Raw genomic sequence first — 21,603 nt, 5'->3', positions numbered from 1 at the left:
AAACAGATAAGAAGCTGATGCACTATCAAAAAGGAGAGTAGGGTGAAGCAATCAAGGACATCCTTCTGGCTTTACACGTTTTGTTGTTTTACTTGCTTTGCAGTTTTCGGCTGGTATGGCTTGTATTACAGACCTGACGGAGGCGACTTCGCTTCTTCAGCAGAAGAAACAGTCATTCAAAAAATCAACTTGGCGAATCAGTCCGTTTCAACGATGACGGCTTCTCAAGAAGACATGACTTGCAACTGTCAATTTGGCAGCACACCTAATATTTTGAGCTTTGAAAAACCTGAAGATTGCGGCAAAGACCGTAACTATCTTCAAGACAAATTCGAAGCTTTCAAGAAGGCAGATCCACAAGGATTGTTTTCTGGAACTCGTGATTATTCTAAGACTGCAGAAGTTCTGCCTCGCAAATGCGCGCTTTATATCATGAGACGCTTCTGGAAAGACCGTGCGTTGACTCCAGAAGAAAAAAGGGAAGCCGACATTGCTTACAATCGCACCAAAGGTCCTACGGAACAACGTGAAGTGAAGGACGTTAAGGATTATAAGCATGATCCGCACTTGTTCTCTAAGTGTGATAAGGATCCTGAAGGTAAACCAGAGCGCTATGGGCACAAAGCCTGTGTAACGGAAGATTACGTTAACTTGGTCTATAACTCTTTGATTGATGTGGCTGACTGTCTTGATGTGCCTGCGAAATTCATTGCGCCTAAACTTTCAAATGAAAGTGGTTTGCACGTAAATGCATTTGGTCTGGTGAACGACGGTGGTATTGGTCAATTCACAGATCAAGCCCTTGTGGACGTTCAGCAAAACTATCCGAACTTCAAAGGTCGTATTACGAACAGCGAAAAAGAGTCTTGCAAACGCTTGATGAAAATCCCTGGCGCCGTTCCTAAGAGTGCGGAAGATATCAAAGCGGATGATGCCAATCGCTGTCACGCGATTTCGTCTCCTCCGAATCCATTGCGCAGCCTTGTGTATTACGGAATTTTCTATCATGCGACAAAACGCAATGCGAACAACGCCTTTGCTCGTTCTAAAGACACTAAAGATCCGAACTTCAAAGGGGCTGAGCAGTTGATGAAGGATGCGGGAATTGATAGCTTTGACAAAGAGACTATCAAAGAGATGCTTTTCGTAATGGCCTACAATTCAGGCCCAGGTCGTCCGGCGATGTTCTTCCGCGAGTGGTTGAAGTATCGTATCGCGACTTTGAAAAAGTATCCGATCACGAAAGCGGATTTTGACATGAACTATTGGTATGAGCCGGGCCAGGGTAAATTCAAGGCCGGGGAAGCTCGTGCAAAAGCCATCTCTAAGGGCGGTAAGCCTTTAACTTTGGCGCAATACTTGTTTGCTTACAAAGATTCTATTTACATCCCAGCCGTGAAAGCGCAAGCCCGTGTGTTGGATAAAGGTTTAGGAGCAGGAACATGCACAGAACAAAAATTCTTAGAGCTTTAATTTCTGTTTCTCTATTCACGGCAGGAACTCCGGTTGCTGCCGCGAAAGTGGATGTATTTTCAGAGTTCAATAAAAAAGTAGCCGCTTTGGAAACCGAGCTGAAAAAAGAAAAAGACGTGAACAAACGTTTTGATGCTTTTTTAAAAAGCTACAAAGACTTAAGTGATTTGCGTGCAAAGAATCCACGTCAATCTGAAGAAAAAGAATTGAACATGAGTCTTTTCATGGAGTCTTTGTCTTACATGCCAGATAAAAAAGAATTTCAGGCTAAGAAGTGTCCTGAGTATAAGAAAGAAGTGACGTCCATGATGAAGTCTTACGATAAAAGCCAGAAAGAGGCTTATGTGGATAAGGCCTTCCAAGTCGTGGATCTTATCTGCAAGTAAGAGTCCTCTTACTGCAAATAAAAAAAGCACGGTGACGAACCGTGCTTTTTCGTTTTTAAAGCTTCAACTACTGTAGGATGTTTTTCCTAAAGTACCTGTTCGGTTCGCAGTCATGTTCCTGATACGTCATCGGCACGGAATAGCTGCTGCCATCGACGCTGAAATGCACAGCCACCTTATGTGATTTAAAGTCTCCCGCGAAAGTTTTTTCCGTCACTTCTGATGAAGTGAAAGACCAACCGCTGACTTTGAAGCCGTTCACATCTTGTTCGTCGGTGGTCCCCATGCACGATTTTACTAATGGACCATGGTATTCACACTTCGTTCTTGGCCATTCAAAGCGTAAAATCGTCGGAAGTTTGCTGACAACGTTCGCACGTTTTGCAATAGTACCGAGGTCGTTCGGAGTGACGACGCCGTCATAGACGGGACGGTACTGCGGACCATTGTGATTGAAGATTTCAACAATCACGGTGTCGGCAGCTTCGCGGACAACGAAGCTTGTAGATGGGAACTCTGTAACGCAAGCCATATCCATTTTGTTTGATGCGGCTGATGCAAGTGAAAAAAGAATAATACTGATGGTAAATAGACATTTCATTGTGGTTCCTCAAACGTTCTTAATTAAAAAAGTATCAGCATTTAGGCTTTCCCCACAGTCGAGATTGCTAAAAACGGGAAGTCATACGATAAAAATGTTGGAGGCGAGCATGAAAAGTATCTTTTTAGCGGCATTTACTTGGCTTTTAGTCTTGGATGCTTCGGCAGCGATCCGCCAAGAAGTTCCCATTCAAAGCCAGCGCAGTCTTCGTCAACAAGTGGATAGTTACGCGGAACTTCTGCAAAAAGAAGTCGTCAAAGCTCGAAACAATAAAGAACGCTTCAGCTCTGTGCATAGAGTTCTTGGGCAAATCAAAACTCTTCGCGATAACAGTGCTCCGCAAGGGGCTCTTGATGAAGCTCATATGGATCTGATGGTGACCGTGCTAGAAAGCCTGCCTCAGCAGAAAAATTTCAAACGTCGTGACTGTTATAAGTATGAAAACGATCTGGTCAGTCAGTTTGAACCCACTGCCGAAGAGGCTCCGATTGAGCCTGCGGTGCGACCGGGTTGGGATGTACTTCAATCTCTTTGTCGATAAAATAAAAAAGCCTTCAGGATCCCTGAAGGCTTTTTAGTTTTTAGAAGTTCAAAAATTACATCTGTCTTGTGCGTTTTTCTACACCCAAGGCCGCTTCGCGAACCGCTTCACTGAGGGTTGGATGCGCATGGAAAGAGCGAGCTAGATCTTCACTGCTGCCTCCGAATTCCATACATACAACCACTTCGTGAATAATTTCAGAAACGCTGGGTCCGACCATGTGAGCACCCAAGATGCGATCTGTTTTTTTATCAGCGATGATTTTCACAAAACCTTCTGTGAAGCCTTTTGCACGCGCACGACCGTTAGCCATGAACGGGAATTTACCAACGTTGAATTCAATGCCTTTTTCTTTCAATTGCTCTTCTGTCAAACCGACAGCGGCGATCTCAGGGTGTGTGTAGATGATGCCTGGAACTGTGTTGTAGTTCACGTGTCCTGCATGGCCTGCTAACATCTCGGCCAAAGCCACGCCTTCTTCTTCCGCTTTGTGCGCAAGCATTGGGCCGGCAATAACGTCACCGATAGCATAGATGCCCGGAACATTTGTTTGGAAGTGTTTATCAACGACGATGCGACCTTGAGGATCTTTTTGGATGCCCATTTCTTCGCAGCCCACTCCGTTAGTGAAGGGCTTACGACCTGTTGCTACTAGAACAACATCGGCTTTCATGGAAGCTGTTTTACCATCGGTCAAAGATTCATAAGTCACTTCAACGCCGTCATTCAATGTTTTGGACGCTGTCACTTTCGTCGAAAGAAGGAAGCTCATGCCTTCTTTTTCTAAGCCGCGCTTAAGCACGTTCATGCAGTCTTGGTCCATAGTGCCACCAAGGCGATTTGCGTATTCAATCACTGTGACTTTGGCACCCAAACGTTGCCACACAGAACCTAGTTCAAGACCAATCACGCCACCACCAACAACGATCATTGTTTTTGGCACTTGTGATAGAGCCAAGGCCCCCGTGTTAGAGACGATGCGCTTTTCATCGAACTTTAAGAAGGGAAGTTCAACGGGTGCAGAGCCCGTCGCAATCAAGATATTCTTAGTTGTAAGAACTTGCGTATTACCATCGTCTGCTTTCACTTCCACTTTTCCTTGGCCCACAATTTTACCGAAGCCTGTGAAGGGAGTGATTTTATTTTTCTTAAAGAGGAAGTTGATACCTTCTGTATTTTGTTTAACGACTTTGTCTTTACGAGCCAACATCGTTGGAAGATCTAAATCCACTTTAGAAACTTTAATACCGTGAGCCGCAAAATCGTGTTGAGCCGCCACGTAGTTTTCAGAACTTTCAAGAAGAGCTTTTGAAGGAATACAACCCACATTCAAGCACGTGCCACCGAAAGTTTTATCTTTTTCGATAACAGCTGTTTTTAATCCCAACTGTGCCGCACGAATCGCACCCACATAACCACCGGGTCCAGAACCAATAACGATTAGATCAAATTGTGTCTCGCTCATAGAAGCATCCTTTAGTGAAAAGCACCTTAAGCTTTTATACGCCATAGTAGCATAAGGGTCACCAAAGAAGCTTCGCATTACCCGGACCGTTGAAAAAGGCCCATCCGCTGCGTTGTCGGGTCCCTTCTTCTGCTCCAACGTGCTATGAGCACGCCTCCGCGACAGAAGGGGCCCTCCGCCTTGCGGCTGGGTCTTTTTGAACGGTCCTAGTGTTTTGGGTTTTCTTTGGGGGGATTATTGTTGTTTTTTGTAGACGAGGCTATCGCTGCTTATGGGGCGATTTGTTGTGTTATGCCATAGGGCTATGGGGCGATTTGATGGCCGTATTATTTTCGATAAATGAGGTTGGTATTTAAGGAATTGGGTCTTCGGGATTCTGAAGTTCCGTCGCGATCTGTGGATCGATAGCCGAATCTGAGATCGCCGGTTTTACGTCCTATGTAAGGATTGTCTGTTGTTGCTACGTCGAACAGGTCATAGTTTTTGTTACCAACTGTTCCTATGGCCTTTCCGTCGCATGTCTGACCCATGATATCTTTGGGTGTATCGAGTTGCCAGTCCGTGAATCCGCAGTAGGCGGATGTGTTGAACATAGTTTCTGCATCGACGGAAAGGGGAGTGATCGTCGCCAAAGAAAGTATCCAAGTAAGGTCTCCCGAATAGTCTAGCTTTGTGTTTGTGATGCGCGTGATTTGAAATGTGCCGGTTTCATCCACAGCAAGAAGCTTTGTTGTGCACGTTGGGTCGGAGTAAGTGACAGTTTCCAATCTATAAGTGGCGTCTTCGTTCATCAAAGCGTTGATTTTAACAAAGACGGTTCCTTCGGCCTTACATCCCGTTGTCCAGTTTCCGTGAATGCTCTGAATCGAGCCGTATGTCGCTGTGGAAAGTTCTCCGGTGCAACCTGCGCAAGCCAAGAAGAAGACACTCAGTGAAGATTGAAAAAGAGATTTCATGTCAGATAAATCGGATGTTGTTTTATCTGACTATAAACAAATTTTGGTAAATAAAAAAAAGGCCCGTTTTGAGACGGGCCTTTTTTGTTTGATTATACTTCTAGTAAAAGTCTTTCTGGATCTTCGACAAGTTCCTTGATTTTAACAAGGAAGCTGACGGCTTCTTTCCCGTCGATGATTCTGTGGTCGTAAGTTAATGCCACATACATCATAGGGCGGATTTCTACTTTTCCGTCGATCGCCATAGGGCGGTCTTGGATTTTGTGAAGTCCTAAGATAGCGGATTGAGGGTAGTTCAGGATCGGAGTTGAAAGAAGAGATCCGAACACACCACCATTTGTGATCGAGAAGGTACCGCCACCCAAATCATTTGGAGTGATTTTTCCATCGCGACCTTTTGTTGCTAAATCACGGATCGCCATTTCAATTCCCGCTAAAGAAAGAGTGTCAGCATCTTTCACGTTGGGAACCATCAAGCCTTTTTCCGTCGATACCGCAATACCGATGTTGTAGTAGTTGTGGTACTCGATGTCCGTACCCGCGATCCAAGCATTTACTGCAGGGTAAGCTTTCAATGCTTCAACCGCGGCTTTTACGAAGAAGCCGTTAAAGCCCAAGTTCAAGCCGTATTTCTCTTTGAACTTGTCTTTGTATTTTCCACGAAGCTCCATCACTTTCGTCATGTCGATTTCGTTGAAAGTCGTCAAAAGAGCGGCCGTGTTTTGTGCTTCTTTTAGTTTTTCAGCGATACGTTTGCGGATCGTCGTCATCGCCACAAGTTTTTTATCACCTTGTTTTGAAGGACCACGAGCAGCCATCACATCAGCTGCAGAAACTTGCGGAGCTGCGGACTTCGCAGGGGCTGCTGCCGGAGCAGCCTTTGCTTGAGGTTGCGCCTCAAGAACATCACCCTTCGTCAAACGACCGTCTTTACCAGTTCCTTGAATAGAAGAAGGATCTAGATTTTTTTCAGTCACAATTCTTTGCACAGCAGGGGAAAGGTGCGCAGAAGCATCTTTACCTGTGGAAGCTGCTTGTTGAGGAGCCGCTTGAGTTTGCGCCGGAGCTGTTTCTGCTTTCGCAGGCTCAGCCGCCGCAGCACCCGCTGCAGGTTTTGCATCAGTATCCAAAGTAGCTACTGTCGCACCGATTTTTACAACGGCACCAGCTTCGCTGCCTGGAAGAATAGTCAAGACACCGTCATTTTCAGCGACTACTTCAACACTGGCTTTGTCTGTTTCAAGCAGCATTAAAACATCGTTGCGCTTTACGAAGTCGCCGGATTTTTTTGTCCAGCTACCGATGGTTGCTTCTGTGATGGATTCCCCAACCGTAGGAACTTTAATCTCTTGTTTCATTTACAAAGTCCTAAACTGCGCCTTAGGCGCCAAAAATGGATTTAATAATTTCAGCCTGCTCAATCGCGTGACGGTACGTAGAACCTGTCGCCGGAGAAGATCTCTCAGGACGACCCGCATATTCAAAGCCCAGCTTCATGCCGGCTTTACCAACCACGTCGACAAACTTGAAGTACACATTCTGGAAAGCCCCCATGTTCTTAGGTTCTTCTTGGGCCCAGATCAAAGTTTTTGCCTTTGGATAAGACTTCAAAACTTCAGTGACTTGTTTTGCAGGGAAAGGATAGATCTGCTCTAGGCGAACTAAAGCGATATTGTCCTTTTTCGTTTTTTCTCTTTCTTCCAACAGCTCGTAGTAAAGTTTGCCGGAAACAAACACCACTGTATCCACTTTGGATTTATCAACAGTGTCCGCAATCACTTCTTGGAATTGACCGTTAGCCAGCTCTTCTAAAGTGGAAACCGCGCGTGGGTGACGAAGCAAAGACTTCGGTGACATCACGACAAGTGGTTTGCGGAAATCGCGGTGCATTTGACGGCGAAGAGCATGATAGATCTGCGCTGGAGTCGTTAAGTTGCATACTTGCAGATTGTTTTGCGCTGCCAGTTGTAAGAAACGCTCTAGACGTGCGGAAGAATGCTCTGGTCCTTGCCCTTCATAGCCGTGAGGCAGAAGCATCACAAGACCGCACATTTGTTGCCATTTAGATTCAGCCGCCGCGATGTATTGGTCGATCACGATTTGGGCACCGTTCACGAAGTCACCAAACTGCGCTTCCCACATAACCAGCGAGCGAGGATCTTGGTTTGAGTAGCCATACTCAAAACCAAGTACGCCGTATTCTGAAAGAATACTTTCAGCCACAAGCAAATTGGCTTTTGGATTTAAATCCGCCAGCGGGAAGTAAGCTTTGCCCGTTTTAAAATCATACATACCAGCATGACGGTGAGTGAACGTACCACGCACACAATCTTCACCGGTCAAGCGAACGCTAGAACCTTCGTGAAGAAGAGTCCCGTAAGCAAGAAGTTCTCCCATGCCCCAATCGATAGGATCTTTTCCTGTGCCCATGTTTTTACGAGCCTCAAGAAGTTTGATCAATTTAGGATGAGGAGTGAAACCCTCTGGGAAAGAACCGATTTTTTCACCGATCTTTTTCAGAGTGCCGATATCGAATTTTGTATTCGCTGGTTTTTCAAAGTCCGCATCCGTCGCGCGACGAAGACCTTTCCAAGGACCTTCGAATTTGAAGTTTTTAAGCTTCGGCGGTGTTTTCTTTGTTTCTTCAAAAATAGACTGCAAACGATCCATCGCTTTTTGGTAAAGATCGTCGATAAACTTTTGATCTAAGCTGCCTTCAGCGACAAGTTTTTTGCCGTAGATTTCACGCACTGTTTGGTGAGCTTTGATGAGCTCGTACATTTGTGGTTGCGTGAACGCAGGCTCGTCACCTTCATTGTGTCCGTATTTACGGTAACAGATAAGGTTGATAACAACGTCTTTGCCGAACTCTTGACGATAGCGAAGAGCGATGTCCATCGCACGCACGGCACTTTCAACATCGTCACCATTCACATGAAGAACCGGTGTGAAAGTCATCTTCGCCGCATCAGAAGCATAGCGAGTCGAACGTGTATCAAAGCCGTTTGTTGTGAAACCAACTTGGTTATCCAAGATCACGTGAATAGTTCCGCCGACAGTGTGAGATTTGACTCCCGCCATCTGCAAAACTTCTTGCACGATACCTTGACCGGCGAAAGCCGCGTCACCGTGAATAAGAACAGGAACTACTTTTTTACGAGTGTTGTCACCCAAAGTATCTTGAGCCGCGCGAGCCATACCGACAGCAACCGCATTCACAGTTTCTAAGTGAGAAGGATTGTAAGCCATCGTTACTTTGCAAGTTCCATTGGCTGTTTTCTTTTCAGAGACATAACCCAAGTGGTACTTCACGTCGCCATCGAAACCTTCAACCGGTTCCGCCAACTCAAGCGGTCCGTTGAAGTCACCGAAAACGTACTCTTCACCTTTACCGAAGAAGTTCACAAGAATGTTCACGCGACCACGATGAGCCATGCCGACGAAAACTTCTTGAACTTGCAGGCCTGTGCCTTTGTTCACCAAAGTGTCCATCATTGGAAGGATGGAATCGGCCCCTTCCACAGAGAAACGTTTTTTACCCACGTAGCGTGTGTGCACGAATTTTTCTAAAGTCTCGGCCTTCGTCAAAGAAGACAAAGCGTTTTTCTTGTCATCCAAAGAAAGTTTGCCGGCGTTCGCCGTTTCAAACTCTGTTTGCAACCATTGCACTTCTTTGGGAGAAGCATCGGCAGCTTGCAAAGCCAAAGTGCCGCAATAGATTTTTTTAAGTTGCGCGATAATGTCTGAAAGTGTGGCACCTTGTTTGCCAATCAAAGATCCGACTTGGAATTTTGCTGACAAATCTTTTTCGCTCAAACCAAAACGTTTCAAAGAAAGCAATTCGCTTTCTTTCGGAGCGTAAAGAGGATTCAAGTTCGCTTCTGTGTGGCCTTCAGCGCGATAAGCTTGGATCAATTGAAAAACCGCGAGCTCTTTGTCGGACATTCCGAATTTGCCTTCTTGAGCAAACTCGACTCCCTCAAAGAAACTTCTCCACTCAACGGCAAGCGAATCCGGATTGGATTTGAAATCTGCGTAAAGCTGTTCAATGTATTCAAGGTTGGCGCGATTGATGCCACTGCTATTGTTCACGGTGTTTTCTCCACGTTTTAGACGCCTGCTAATTTTTCAAAATCTTGGGAGTTTGACACGCCTTAATGCGCGGCGATATCACAAGCTTTTGATGTAAAAGAAGGCCCTGCCATGATAGCTCTTTTTCTATGTAAATTGAAGGAGTTTAAACTGTGTATAAGTTAGTTCTAATTCGACACGGTGAGAGTGTGTGGAACCAGGAAAACCGTTTTACCGGATGGCAAGACGTAGATCTTTCAGAAAAAGGTCGAGCCGAAGCTCTAAAAGGCGGGAAAGCACTCAAAGATAGAGGCTTTAGCTTTGATATCGCTTACACAAGTATGCTCAAAAGAGCGATTAAAACTCTGAACTTCGTTTTGGATGAAGTGGATCAAGTGTGGCTTCCAGTACACAAAGACTGGCGTTTGAATGAGCGTCATTATGGAGCTCTGCAAGGTTTGAACAAAGCTGAAACCGCGGCTCGTCATGGTGAAGACCAAGTGAAAATTTGGAGACGTAGTTATGATGTTCCGCCTCCAGCAATGGATGTGAACGATCCTCGCCATCCTTCTCATGATCCGCGTTATAAAGATGTGGACCCAAAAATTCTGCCAAGCCAAGAGTCTTTGAAAGATACGGTCGCGCGTTTCTTACCTTTGTGGAACAACACGATCGCTCCAACGATCAAATCGGGAAAGAATGTTTTGATCGTGGCGCACGGAAACAGCTTGCGTGCCTTGATGCAACATCTTGAAGGTATGACTCCCGATGAAATCATGGGAGTGAATATGCCGACGGGTATTCCTATGATGTACGAGTTGGACGCAAACTTTAAGGTCCTGAAAAAGGAGTTCATCGGGGACCCTGAAGAAGTGAAAGCGGCTATCGAAGCCGTCGCCAACCAAGGGAAAGCGAAGTAGCATTCCCGAATCGAAACGGGGAGTGTTTCAGAGTGAATCACTAAGAGTGAAAGTCAGGTAAAACTGAGGACCTACCGGACTTTTGTATCTTAAGTTTGATATCCTGTGTGTCGATATGGACAGATAGGAGATTCGCCATGAAACCACTCTTCTGGCTAGAACGTTCTATCTTGAAGCCGAATAACAAAGGCAGCGCCTTTGTCCAAGCCCTCGTCGCCGTTGGTGTCGTGGGTGTTATGCTTTATTTCTTATCTCCTCAAGTCATCAAACATCGTCAACAAGTTACAAAGACCGCTTCCATCATCACCGCGCGCTTGGCATTGCATTCGATGATGGACTTTACGTTGTTTGGTATCAAACAGCGCTGGTGTTTTTCTAAAGACTGGATGCCGGAAAAATGCGGCGATAATATGAACGGAGTGCTTGCGCATCCGCGCTCTATCGAGCGTATGTTGATGAAGTCCGAGACGGTGAACTTTTTGCGTTTGGCTGGTGTTACAAATCCAGAAAAAGCTCCCTTGATTCGATTTGGTGAGACGATCAACTTAAAAACTTTCAGTGCTCTTCATCCTGTTTACAAAATCGTGTCTGAGTTGAAGGGCTATAAGACGGAAGCGATTCGCATCGACATTGCTCGTGATAATCGGGGCGTTATTCCTGAATATGGCCGTGAGCTTTATCTGACGGTCAAAATAAGTTTGTTGGATGCTTCAGGAAAGCCGATTCTTGTCGGTGGCAGTGAATTAACGACGACTTCAAAAATCGGTGTATATCCTCGCGAAGTGGGAAGCTTTGCTTTGCTCGTTGCTGGTGATCTTCACTTAGATAAAGAGAATAGATCCGGTGTTCCTGAAGCAAAAGGGGATGCAGCGCTAAAGCAATTTTCTTCTAGAAATGATCGTTTAAGATTTCCAGGACTTATTTTTGAAAGTCCGGTGTTTGTAAATGGAGCGGTTCGCTTACCTGCGGCACCCGACTTGGAATCTGACGAAAAAGGTGTTGATACGGTTTATACTCCGGTGACATTCAAAGATAAGATCATTTTAGGTGAAGGTCCGGTACTTCGTAAGAATGCCGAGTTTCAACCTCGAAGCGCGGGAGCCGACTCAGATCAGTTTTGGGCTAACATCCGCCAGTTTGGTGGCTTTCAAAAAGGGGTTGAGCTGGATGGCGCGCGCGACATCGGTTTAGACTTTCTGTCAGGCTTTCAAACCAGTGGCGACACTGTGGATCCTTCAGACCTTAAAAAGTGTGTTCAGTACAATCTTTCGAAATATGATTTGAAAAGCACGATCAATAGTCAGCTACGTGGTCAGATTCTTAGAAATACGGGGAGTAAACACCAATACCGTCTAGGTATGACGGATAAAAACCGATTCAATCCGCAAACGGGTGAGGTCGATGCGCCGAACGCAATCCGTGGTATTTTGAATGCCTTCAATTTGACGAAGAAAGAAGAGGCGGTCGCGAAGTTCACAATGAGTTTTGGGCAGTCGGTTGTTGTATTGGGTGAGCTTCCAGATAACGGAACTGTGACCCTCGAGCCTAAAATTGATCTTTCCGGTTTAAAAGACACTATCAAACGTAAATTAGCAGACGCTCAATTTGCCAAAGAAAGAGTGGATCAGGATATCAGAGACATTGAAAATGCGTTGGCTCGTGCAAACAGAGATCTTGAGCAAGCAGAAGATAATTTACGGGAAGCGCGTGATAAAAAAGATCGAGACCGTGTAGCTCGTCTTGAAGATCGTATCGAAGACATCAAAAGACAGATTCGTGAGCTCAATCGCGCGAAAGAGCTTAAAAACATCGATCTCGCTCGCGCCACAGAGCAAATTACGACTTACGAAAGACAGTTGGCGGCGGTTAAATCTAAAGAAGGTATTCAACCCAAAGTCCATATCACTTTAAAATATCCTCAAGACCCTAACAACCCGAACTCGACAAACACAGGGAATGCTTCATTCCGCGATCTTGAAGTGTCTTTCGAAAATGAAGAGATGCTGCTTGATAGTAACGGCAATCCGCTTTCTTTGAATATGCGCTTAGAGGCATACGACGTTTCTTATTATAAAAAGTATTCTCTGAGACCCTGGTCTAATAATAACGTAGGTACTTTGCAATTCAATCGTGAGGGTACGGCAATTAAGGGATCTCAGTATCTTGGTGACCAATATGGTCAATGGCGTGGGGAACTTCCGAATGAAAACGCTTATAAAAACTACGACATAATATGCAAAACTCCAGAAAACTCAGCCTTCGGATTGAGTGACTGGGGGCTTTCATTTGCGCCGAATTCGAAATTCTCTTGGGCCTTCACAGACAAGTATGAAGAGCGGGCCGACCTTGTTTTAGATGGTAATAACTCGTACAAGTCGGGGAGTTTTTCAAAAGTAGAATTCATCGTGAAGTCCATAGCTCGTCGTTGTATTATTAAGAACACAGCGAATTTCGTAACAGGCTTTTTCACTTGTGAAAAGTTAGTTATCGAACCACGCAACTCAGCCCTTCGCATTATCGGCAGCTTTATAGTAACCAATGGTATCGAAATCGACGACACGGCTTACAACGAAGGAATTCGTTGGAGCACGATTTATCATCCGATGTCCACTTATGAGTTGCGCCAAGCGCGTGTGCTTAAAGGTGTGAACGGGCAGGATTGTTCGACGATTGCTCGTTATCCCGTATGGCATCCCTATCCTTCGATGTTGAATGTGGCAAATCTATATCGCTGTAACTCGATCGCTCTTCGTTCGAAGGCTGATCCATTCCGTTGGACTTCCATAGACCCAGACTGTGGTCTTTCAAGTTCGACCGGAACAGCGACGACTTGTAAAAACCGTCTTGTTCACTTTTATGTCTTAGAAATTTCGCGGGAGTCCGGCATATGATGTCGCAGCTCAAGAATCAAAAAGGTATCTCTATTTTAGAATCCCTGCTTGGAATGGCTATGATCACTCTGGTTGGTTCCTTCTTTATTTCAGGAACAATCAACATGCGTAAGGTTGCGAAAGAAAGTGGAACCAAGAATTCCTTGTACAAACAAATTAACGACGTGATTGAAAATATCCGTCCCAATGTTCGTATGTATCAGATTAACTATTCCACGTCAGACAAGTCACGCAGTGAGGCTCTGGCTTTGGATAAACTTCCTATGGCCTGGGGAAATGGTAAGATTTTGCCGGCGAAAGAATGCTCTGAATGCCCGGGGAGATATGGTTTCGTAGTTCAAGCATCACCAGAATTTAAGGGATTGTATTTAGTAACGGTAAGAATGAGTCATAAAGATTGGTCTCAGGCTCAAGGTGATGGCAGCCTTCCTAGCAATCCGGCAAACTATGGTTTTCAAGATTATCAGTTCGTGGTGAACTCACAATGAAGTTAAATCAAAAAGGTTTCTCATTAGCAGAGATGGTCGTCGGTGTTGCCCTCCTCGGGATCATGGGGATGGTTGCAGCCTCTTTCTTTGTTTTCACGGCAAAGACGAAGGATCAAATCACTAATGAGATCGAAGACAAGGTTGATAACATCATCGCGGAGCGTATGATTCTGAAGGATCTCAAATACTCTGAGCCTTCTTTCAATAATGTGTTGATTCCCGACGATACAGGCTTTCGCTTCTTCGACTATGTTTCGGATTCTGGTGGAGACCAAGAGTTTGATGCTCCCAGAAAGTTGACGTTAGAGTTTGGCCGTCGAAATGAATTTGTCTTCATGACGTCCAACGACAAGCTGGGGACTATGATGTACACGCCAGCATTGGCTTATGACCTAGGGGCTCTTCCGACAAGTGCCAATCAAGAAGCGGCTTTGATTTTCAGATCTTTGAATAAAGGAAACGAAGTTTTAAAATCGAATCCAGGCTTCTGGCAAGTGGGCACAATTTTGATGTTGGATTCTCCAGCGGCCGTTCGCGAAATGACACCGACGGGACCTAATTACAATGTGCCAGCCCGGTCACCGATTTTCGTGGGAATTGTAAACGCGCCAGGGGAATCTAGACTGACTCCCTTCAATCTCACGGGCTTCTTAAATAAGACTCATCCTTTGTATCCGAATGAGACGATTAACGACGAAGATAAGTTCTTAAGAGATATACCGCCGATGGGGGGAGCCGCTCCTCTTGTGCGCTTGAAAGCCGTGAATATTATCAAGTATTATTTAGAGAGAGACCCGAAAACGAAGACAGTCAATCTTTTGCGATCCGTTTATATGAATAATACGTTTTCCAAGGGTCAGTTGTTCGCAGCCGATGTGACTAGAGTTGTCTTCTCTAGAAACAACGCACGTGATTCTTTGATTTATTACCAAATTATTCGCCCACAAGACGTGGGTAAATAGTAGGGGCTCGTTAAGGGGAAAACAAGGGGGCTTGTATGTTTCTTAGAAGATGGCTACCACTGCCACTTTTATTCGGCATCGGGGTTTACGCACATGCGGAACAAGAACCCGCAGCCGTGAATTCCGGCGTGGGTGGCACCGCCGGTTTCCAAGGTGTCGTGCTTTCCGGGCAAGTGACTCGAGCGGCACAAAATTCCATCACCATAAATATTACGAATACTTGTTTTGGTACAAATCTTCGCTCGGTTTCAAATCCGATTGCAAGGGGCGCAACTGTTGAGTTCAATGTCGCTATCAATGACAAGGGAACCATTAAAACTTTCACCGTAAAATATCCATCCGATGTTGTCTCTAATGCGGGGAATGACACGGTTACTGATATTACCGGAGCGAATGTTTCTCCAGGCGTGACGGCTTCTTTTGCCGGCAACAGCGTGCGCATGGTGGTTCCAATCTCCGTGACTACGACAGTGGATGAACAGGGGAATATCAGTGAAGATTTCGATGTGAAGCTTCATAGTACTGCATTTAGGCAGACGCATGCACCAAAAGCAGGACAAGAATACATGGGGACTGACGGTCCTCTTTCTGCGAGCGTTTATACAAGTTCATCTAAAGACGGTCGCCAATACAGTATTTCTGCTTTCTTCCCTGGAGAAAACGGGTACTGCGGTGGTTATTTCTCTCCATTAATGGTCTTCTTCGACGACAATCGTCCTCGTTTTGAAGGTCATTCAGAGTTCCCTCTGAACCCTTCAGGCAAAACATCATGGCCGGAAAAGAAGGCTCCGGGAGCTTTCGTGGCTATTGATCGTGATGGCGATAAGAAGATCTCAAAAGCCGACGAGCTTTTTGGTAACGAAGGTGAGAAGTTTAAAAACGGTTTCGAAGCATTGCGAGAGTTTGACTCTAATGGCGACGGCGTGATCGACAAAAACGACAAAGACTTTGCAAAACTTCTTCTGTGGTTTGATAAGAACGGTGATGGTAAATCGCAAGCTTCCGAGCTTGTGCCATTGAAGTCGCGCATCAAGTCGATTTCATTGAAATACGACGACACCGCGAAGACACCGTTTGGTTCTCGAGCAGAGGCGCGTGAGCGCAGCACCTTTGTCTTTGTAGAAAAAGGCAAAGAGAAGCAGGGATCCATCATCGATATGTGGTTCTCTCCGCAATAATATTTTATTACAGTTAAGATGGTGAAACGGCGCTCTACGGGCGCCGTTTTTATTTTTGCTTGATCCTAGGCGTGCATGTGTTTGAATAAACCATGGGCATTCTTTTAAAAAATATTTCCACACTTCTGACATTGCAAGGGGCTTCCGCAAAAGGCGGGCGTCACGTGCAAGAAGAAGATCTTAGTATCCAAACGAACGCTTCCGTACTGCTTGAAAAGGACCGTATCGCTTGGGTGGGGCCGCATAAAAAACTTCCAAAAGAATGGTCCCGAAAAAAGAACTTAAAAGAAATCGACATGAAGGGACTCACGGTCCTGCCAGGTTTTGTGGAATGTCATACGCATTTGATTTTTGCAGGCGATCGCGCCGCAGAGTTTGAAATGCGCAATCAAGGTGTCAGTTATCAAGAAATCGCTGCGCGCGGTGGCGGTATCTTATCGACGATGAAGAAAACGCGGTCCGCGAAAGTTTCTGAACTTGCGAAAGAGGGGCAGGACAGAGCAAACCACTTCATCTCTCAAGGTGTGACAACGGTGGAAATCAAATCCGGTTATGCTTTGAACTTAAAAGATGAACTAAAAATGCTGGAAGCGGCGAACGCGATTAAAAATCTGCGCACAGTTTGCACATTTTTAGGAGCGCATGCACTCCCGCCGGAATTTAAAACCTATGAAGAGTATTTAAATTTCTTGGGCGATAAAGTTTTGCCGATGGTTAAAAAGAAGAAGCTCGCTCGTCGCGTGGATGTCTTTATTGAAAAAGGATTTTTCCCGAAAGCGGAATCCGAAGCGTACTTGCGCAAAGCTCAAGAGATGGGATTTGAAATTCTGATTCACGCAGATCAGATGTCTTTAAGTGGAGGCAGTGATGTGGCTGTTCGCTTAGGAGCTTTGTCAGGTGACCATCTTTTGCAAGTGACTGACAAAGAAATTCAAGCTTTGGCGAAATCAGAAGTGACCTGCGTGCTTTTGCCCGCAGCCGATCTATATACAAAAACAAATTATCCACGCGCCCGCGATATGATCGCCGCAGGGGCACGCGTGGCTTTAGCGACTGATTTTAATCCGGGGACTTCACCCACGCAGGATTTGAATCTTGTGGGGTTGTTAGCACGCCTAGAAATGAAGATGACACTTCCTGAAGTCATTGGGGCGTACACCGTCGGAGCGGCTCATGCTTTGAATCTGCAGCAAGAGGTGGGTTCTATTGAAGTCGGGAAGTCTGCTGATATTTTGTGCATCGAGAAGGATTGGCGAACCCTATTTTACAGCGTGGGGGATGCGCCGAAGAAGATGGTTTTTTCGAGAGGAAAGAAGGTTTTTAGTAGTCTTTAAATAATCTGCTGCGTCAGAAAATTTAAGATTCTTAAAATTTCCTTTGAATAAACACTGCATTTCTTCCTAGTCTTGAGCTGTGTCGTGGAGGGGAAGCTACAACATGAGATCGTCATACACCACTTTAATGCAGTCGAAGTATTTTAATCCTGCTTTTAACAGTGCCATCTTTGATGGTCCCGTTCGCATTTATTTTGCTCAGTTTCATGAAGCTCTGGCTTTGAAAATTTATTTCCTGATTCAACAGAAGTTGGGTGCGGAGATGACTAAAGCCAAAGAAGTTTCTAAAGCATCGGGAGCGAACATCCTCGTGATGGTTTATCCCACGGTAGATAGCTTTGTTCTTTCTTTCGAAGGCGCCGTCGCAAAGCCAGGCCCACTGGAAGTAGAGAAGTGGCACGATGATGTTGTCATTGGGCTTCGCGGACCTATCGAGGATGAAAACCTAGATCTTTTGATAGAGACTTTGCGTCTCACAATGGAAAACTGGCGTCCAGCTGTCACAGCTCCTGCTTTAGCTCTTGCGGAAGTGTGATACTATCTAATTCATGAATAAACGTGGTCAAATCGTGGTGGAGTACGTGCTCCTCCTCACCATCGCCGTCGGACTCTCGGCGCTGCTAGTGAAGCAGTTAGCGAGTCGCAACTCTGATGAGCCAGGTGTGCTTGTTTCAAAATGGCACAACATTCTTAACGTCGTCGCTCAAGACGTTCCGGATAAACGTAAGCAATAGTCTTATCTTTTCGTGTATTTCCCAACACAGTCGTTCCTGCGTTCGATATTTCTTTCTTTAGTTCGGCCCCCACTGCTTAATTTTTAAGTAATTGCTTGATTACTTATTTCAACTGGGTGTAATCTGCGGACATATAAGTAAGTAATCACATACATACTTAGAGGTCGAAAATATTAGAGGTTCTAAATAGTTAGTTCGGCCCACGAGTTTGTTTTTCATGTGGTTCGTGGAGCTTTTTATGAACTTCCGAGTTCATGTTCTTAGTTTGTTCGCGGTTCTTTTCAGCGCGTCTTTGGTTTTCGCCAATCCCTCGCAAGATAACACCTCTGCTGGAATTACTTTCCAGCAGAAGGTCCTAGATTTTTCCGCTGTCTATGGTGCGCAGTGGACGGTCTATCTGATCACTCAGAAAGACACGATCACGGATCATGGGTCTTGGGATAATTTCTTCAGTTATCCTCTGCATCCCGAGTTTGATAAAGACAGTTTTGATTTCAATATCTTTAAGCACGCACTTTCGGGAAATTATTATTATCTTTATTATCGCTATCGAGGTTACGAACAGACCGACGCCTTTTTGTGGACGTTTTTGTCGTCACTCGCTTTTGAATTTGCCGTCGAAACTTACACTGAAAAACCCAGCATTCAAGATATCTATCAAACTCCCATCTATGGAACTTTGGTGGGAATGGGGTTTGAGCGCTTAAGTACTTATTTCCGCGCCAAAGATTCCGTCGCTTTAAAGTCTTTAGGCTACATTTTAAATCCGTTCACTTTGCTGCCGAATCATCCCGAAAACATCGCAGCCCTTCCGCAAGTCTCAGATCGCTCTGTCGGCTTGCAAGTTGTTGTGGGGTTTTAGATGAAAAAGTGGATCTTTCTTTTCACGATTTTATTTTCTGCTCCCAGCTTCGCGGACGAATTCACTCCGTCATATTGGAGTGAAGGGATTCATCTTCTTGCGGGTGGCGGTTTGAATTCTTCCGTGTATATCTCAAAGCACGAGCGCGATGACGCCGGTTTAGGACTCAACCTAAAAACGGATTTGCTTTACGTCTTTCATCCCCAATGGGCGGTGGAGTGGAGTGCGAACGTTAAATTCAATCGTGTGCGCAGTTATTTAGTGTGGGACACGCTTTTCACCTTGGGATTAAGAGCACAGATTCCAGATCTTGAAACTCCCGAGTGGGGAATGCCTTACGCACGCCTTTTTATCGGACGAGCGCCGACGGTGATTTTTTTAAACGGAGATACTCCCGCGAATGTGTCGGATCCTTCAGTCAGCCGAATCCATTTTGACGGGCCCGTGGCGGGCATTGGTTGGGGATTATTAAATAAAACCCAAAAAGGCCAAGTTTGGTTTTCAGAGATTTCCTTCACGATTCAATCTTTAGAGCAAGAAGATGACGTCCGCATGGATGGAGACGTGCCTGTGGTTGTTTCTTCTAGCTCCAGGACGGACAACTCAAACATCTACAGTTTGAGTTGGACCGTCGGAATTTTGGCATTTTAAGGAGCGCTTATGTTGGAAAAATTAGATCACGCGCTTTTTCATCTGATCAACAACACGACCGCGAACTCGTGGTTTGATGCCTTCTTTCCCGTGTGGACGGACTTTTTTAAGAGCTCGGTTTTTTATTACATTGTGTTGCCACTTCTTTTGATCGCGATTTTTTATAAAGAAAGATGGAGAGGACTTGGCGTTCTTCTGGGTTCTGGCGTAGCGGCCAGTGCTGCTGACTTTTTATCGGGATCGTTCTTAAAAGATATTTTCGAAAGAGCTCGGCCTTTAAATTCAAATCTTTTTGAAGAGGTGATCTTACGAGGCCCCGCGGCCGGAGGATTCTCTTTTCCATCTAGTCATGCCGCTGATGCTTTTGCCGTCGCGGCTTTTGTAACTTCATTTTATCCCCGAACGGCGTACTTGCTATATCCTCTGGCGATCTTAATGGGTTATTCGCGCATTTATTGCGGTGTTCATTTTCCAGGGGATGTGATTGCGGGGGCACTTCTTGGTCTTTTGCTCGGAAAAGCTTTCTCTGTTCTTATTCGATTCATTAGCAAAAGAGCTAGAGGTGTGTGATGAGATACCTTCTTTCTCTGTTAGTGTTCTTCACGGCTTCCCTATCAAATGGGCAAGATGTTAAAGAAAACCTCAAAGTGCTAGAGCCGCGCAACTTTTGGGAAAATGAACTGAAACCCACTATCGTGAATTCGTTTGATACCGGCGGGCAGATGATTCTTTTAAGTGGGGCTCTGTCTGTCGCCGCGGCTAAGCAATACGACCGCACGATTTATCTGCACAATCTTCGAGAAGACGATAAATGGATGGATTCCAACGTCGCAGATATGGGTGGTTACCTGGGCAGTGGGGGACCTGGCATCGCCATCGCTGTTTTGCAACTGGCGCTGGATCCGATCAATGGCGTTGCTCATAGCAAGGCGTTGATGCTTACTGCAGCCACGCATATCACAACAGCTTTCATCGTGAATCGGGAACGTCCTAGTGGTCGCGATCGACTGTCATTTCCCTCAGGACATTCTTCCTCGGCGTTTGCGACAGCGACGTCTTTAGCATACGCCTATGGTTATAAAGCGGGGATTCCGGCTTATCTGGCTGCTACATTCATTGGAGTATCGCGCGTAAATGAAAACATCCATTGGGCGAGCGATGTTGTCGCGGGAGCTGTCTTAGGAATTTATTGGGGGCGGGCCGCGGCTCTTAATACCGGAAAAAGTTTTATGACTGTCATGCCGATTTTAGATGGGGAAACCAAAGGCCTTAGTTTTACGATGGAATTTTAAAGAAATGGATTCCCGCGTTTAGAAAGTTCTTCCTTAATTGCGACCTGCATTTTTTCTTGAATATCTTGCGCAATTTCATGCACAAGCTCCGAGTCATTCACAGCACTTGGTTTGTAGGGAAGATAAATGGGCTCTAAGAAATGAATGCGCCATTTTGCTGGTAGCGGGACAATATTTAGCGGCAACGGAATGACGCTGCCCTTTAAAAATTTTGTAAATTTCAATTTCTTCAAGTTGATGTGAGTTTCTTCTGCACCCAAGATGATTGCGGGTACAATAGGGCATTGGCTTTCTAGGGCCATGCGCACAAAACCGCGCTTGAACTCTTGAAGCTGATAACGCTCGGAAGTCGGTTTGAAGTTGCCTTGCTCTCCTTCAGGAAATAGCACGATGGCGTTTCCTTTTTTTAGCGCGTTCATTCCATTTTCAAAAGTGGCTTCCGTGAATCCCATCTTTTGCGCGGGAATGGCCGTTGTTTCCGTTAAAAACCAAAAGTGATGGGTCAAAACGCGGGGAACGCGGCGAGCTTCCTCTTGCACGATGTGACCTAAAAGAAAAGCGTCAAAGCCGGTGTACCCCGAATGATTGGGAGCGATAATTACAGGACCGCGGCGAGGAATGTTTTCAGCGCCGGTGATCTCTAGGCGGAAGTACTTGCGCAGAATCTCCAGAAGGAATCTTGGCAGCACGCGAAAAATCAATGTGTCTCGGTCAAGGTTCCGAAGACCAAAAATTTTTTCGTTGGGTTTCTGCAAGAAATTCTTCATGATGTAATAACGTCCATCTGAAATCTGGGGT

21 protein-coding genes are annotated in these 21,603 nt (G+C 45.5%); 15 read left to right on the top strand and 6 right to left on the bottom strand.

The features are described from left to right. Positions 1-42: 42 nt before the first annotated feature. Positions 43-1,473 carry a hypothetical protein gene (locus tag AZI85_RS09880; RefSeq protein WP_063243922.1) on the top strand — a complete coding sequence of 477 codons (1,431 nt, stop codon included), beginning with the start codon at positions 43-45 and terminating at the stop codon, positions 1,471-1,473. Further along, positions 1,443-1,859 (top strand): hypothetical protein, encoded by a 417-nt coding sequence (locus tag AZI85_RS09875; protein WP_063204628.1) that lies wholly within the window; start codon positions 1,443-1,445, stop codon positions 1,857-1,859. Before AZI85_RS09880 ends, AZI85_RS09875 begins: the two co-directional genes overlap by 31 nt. Positions 1,860-1,926: 67 nt before the next feature. Here the strand turns inward: AZI85_RS09875 and AZI85_RS09870 are convergent, their stop codons facing one another. Then, entirely contained in the window at positions 1,927-2,460 is a 534-nt protein-coding gene (locus AZI85_RS09870) for a hypothetical protein (protein WP_063243921.1), read from the bottom strand. Between the two features lie 109 nt (positions 2,461-2,569). Between AZI85_RS09870 and AZI85_RS09865 the strand changes: the two genes are divergently transcribed. After that, on the top strand, positions 2,570-3,001 hold the full coding sequence (locus AZI85_RS09865; RefSeq protein ID WP_253720937.1) for a hypothetical protein: 432 nt from the start codon (positions 2,570-2,572) through the stop codon (positions 2,999-3,001). A 55-nt stretch (positions 3,002-3,056) separates the two neighbouring features. Here the strand turns inward: AZI85_RS09865 and lpdA are convergent, their stop codons facing one another. From lpdA to AZI85_RS09845, 4 genes are all read right to left on the bottom strand, one after another. Further along, positions 3,057-4,466, bottom strand: coding sequence for a dihydrolipoyl dehydrogenase (gene lpdA / locus AZI85_RS09860; protein WP_063243920.1), 1,410 nt, complete (start codon positions 4,464-4,466; stop codon positions 3,057-3,059). A gap of 326 nt (positions 4,467-4,792) precedes the next feature. Then, positions 4,793-5,422, bottom strand: a complete 630-nt coding sequence (locus AZI85_RS09855; protein WP_063243919.1) for a hypothetical protein — start codon at positions 5,420-5,422, stop codon at positions 4,793-4,795. Between the two features lie 92 nt (positions 5,423-5,514). Next, entirely contained in the window at positions 5,515-6,780 is a 1,266-nt protein-coding gene (gene odhB, locus AZI85_RS09850; protein ID WP_063243918.1) for a 2-oxoglutarate dehydrogenase complex dihydrolipoyllysine-residue succinyltransferase, read from the bottom strand. A 22-nt stretch (positions 6,781-6,802) separates the two neighbouring features. Further along, positions 6,803-9,514 carry a 2-oxoglutarate dehydrogenase E1 component gene (locus tag AZI85_RS09845; RefSeq protein WP_063243917.1) on the bottom strand — a complete coding sequence of 904 codons (2,712 nt, stop codon included), beginning with the start codon at positions 9,512-9,514 and terminating at the stop codon, positions 6,803-6,805. A gap of 152 nt (positions 9,515-9,666) precedes the next feature. Between AZI85_RS09845 and gpmA the strand changes: the two genes are divergently transcribed. From gpmA to AZI85_RS09785, 12 genes are all read left to right on the top strand, one after another. Next, positions 9,667-10,413 (top strand): 2,3-diphosphoglycerate-dependent phosphoglycerate mutase, encoded by a 747-nt coding sequence (gpmA, locus tag AZI85_RS09840; RefSeq protein WP_063204622.1) that lies wholly within the window; start codon positions 9,667-9,669, stop codon positions 10,411-10,413. A 137-nt stretch (positions 10,414-10,550) separates the two neighbouring features. Then, a complete protein-coding gene (locus AZI85_RS09835) occupies positions 10,551-13,304 on the top strand; it encodes a hypothetical protein (protein ID WP_063243916.1) in 2,754 nt (917 codons plus the stop codon). Next, positions 13,301-13,792: a hypothetical protein gene (locus AZI85_RS09830; RefSeq protein WP_063243915.1), complete on the top strand. Its 492-nt coding sequence runs from the start codon at positions 13,301-13,303 to the stop codon at positions 13,790-13,792. The genes AZI85_RS09835 and AZI85_RS09830 overlap by 4 nt, the downstream gene beginning before the upstream one ends. Further along, entirely contained in the window at positions 13,789-14,754 is a 966-nt protein-coding gene (locus tag AZI85_RS09825) for a prepilin-type N-terminal cleavage/methylation domain-containing protein (RefSeq protein WP_081110973.1), read from the top strand. The genes AZI85_RS09830 and AZI85_RS09825 overlap by 4 nt, the downstream gene beginning before the upstream one ends. Positions 14,755-14,789: 35 nt before the next feature. Further along, positions 14,790-15,932, top strand: coding sequence for an EF-hand domain-containing protein (locus tag AZI85_RS09820; RefSeq protein ID WP_253720936.1), 1,143 nt, complete (start codon positions 14,790-14,792; stop codon positions 15,930-15,932). Between the two features lie 92 nt (positions 15,933-16,024). Further along, positions 16,025-17,266, top strand: coding sequence for an imidazolonepropionase (hutI, locus tag AZI85_RS09815; protein WP_063243914.1), 1,242 nt, complete (start codon positions 16,025-16,027; stop codon positions 17,264-17,266). Between the two features lie 103 nt (positions 17,267-17,369). Further along, entirely contained in the window at positions 17,370-17,801 is a 432-nt protein-coding gene (locus tag AZI85_RS09810; protein ID WP_063243913.1) for a hypothetical protein, read from the top strand. 13 nt (positions 17,802-17,814) lie between these two features. Beyond that, entirely contained in the window at positions 17,815-18,000 is a 186-nt protein-coding gene (locus AZI85_RS09805) for a hypothetical protein (RefSeq protein WP_063243912.1), read from the top strand. Positions 18,001-18,238: 238 nt separating this feature from the next. Further along, positions 18,239-18,862, top strand: a complete 624-nt coding sequence (locus tag AZI85_RS09800; protein ID WP_063244331.1) for a DUF3943 domain-containing protein — start codon at positions 18,239-18,241, stop codon at positions 18,860-18,862. Next, complete coding sequence (locus tag AZI85_RS09795; protein WP_063243911.1) at positions 18,863-19,513, top strand: hypothetical protein; 651 nt, start codon at positions 18,863-18,865, stop codon at positions 19,511-19,513. It abuts the gene before it with no gap. Between the two features lie 9 nt (positions 19,514-19,522). Continuing rightward, complete coding sequence (locus tag AZI85_RS09790) at positions 19,523-20,083, top strand: phosphatase PAP2 family protein (protein WP_063243910.1); 561 nt, start codon at positions 19,523-19,525, stop codon at positions 20,081-20,083. Next, complete coding sequence (locus AZI85_RS09785; RefSeq protein WP_063243909.1) at positions 20,083-20,805, top strand: phosphatase PAP2 family protein; 723 nt, start codon at positions 20,083-20,085, stop codon at positions 20,803-20,805. Before AZI85_RS09790 ends, AZI85_RS09785 begins: the two co-directional genes overlap by 1 nt. Here AZI85_RS09785 and AZI85_RS09780 read toward each other — a convergent pair. Then, the gene (locus AZI85_RS09780; RefSeq protein ID WP_063243908.1) at positions 20,802-21,572 is read right to left on the bottom strand and encodes a lysophospholipid acyltransferase family protein; all 771 of its coding nucleotides are present in this window, start codon (positions 21,570-21,572) and stop codon (positions 20,802-20,804) included. The genes AZI85_RS09785 and AZI85_RS09780 overlap by 4 nt on opposite strands. Between the last annotated feature and the right edge of the window lie 31 nt (positions 21,573-21,603).

The organism is Bdellovibrio bacteriovorus (assembly GCF_001592755.1).
GTDB lineage: Bacteria > Bdellovibrionota > Bdellovibrionia > Bdellovibrionales > Bdellovibrionaceae > Bdellovibrio > Bdellovibrio bacteriovorus_E.
The sequence above is the reverse complement of the archived record's forward strand: the minus strand, read 5'-3'. Positions and strand labels throughout refer to the sequence as shown.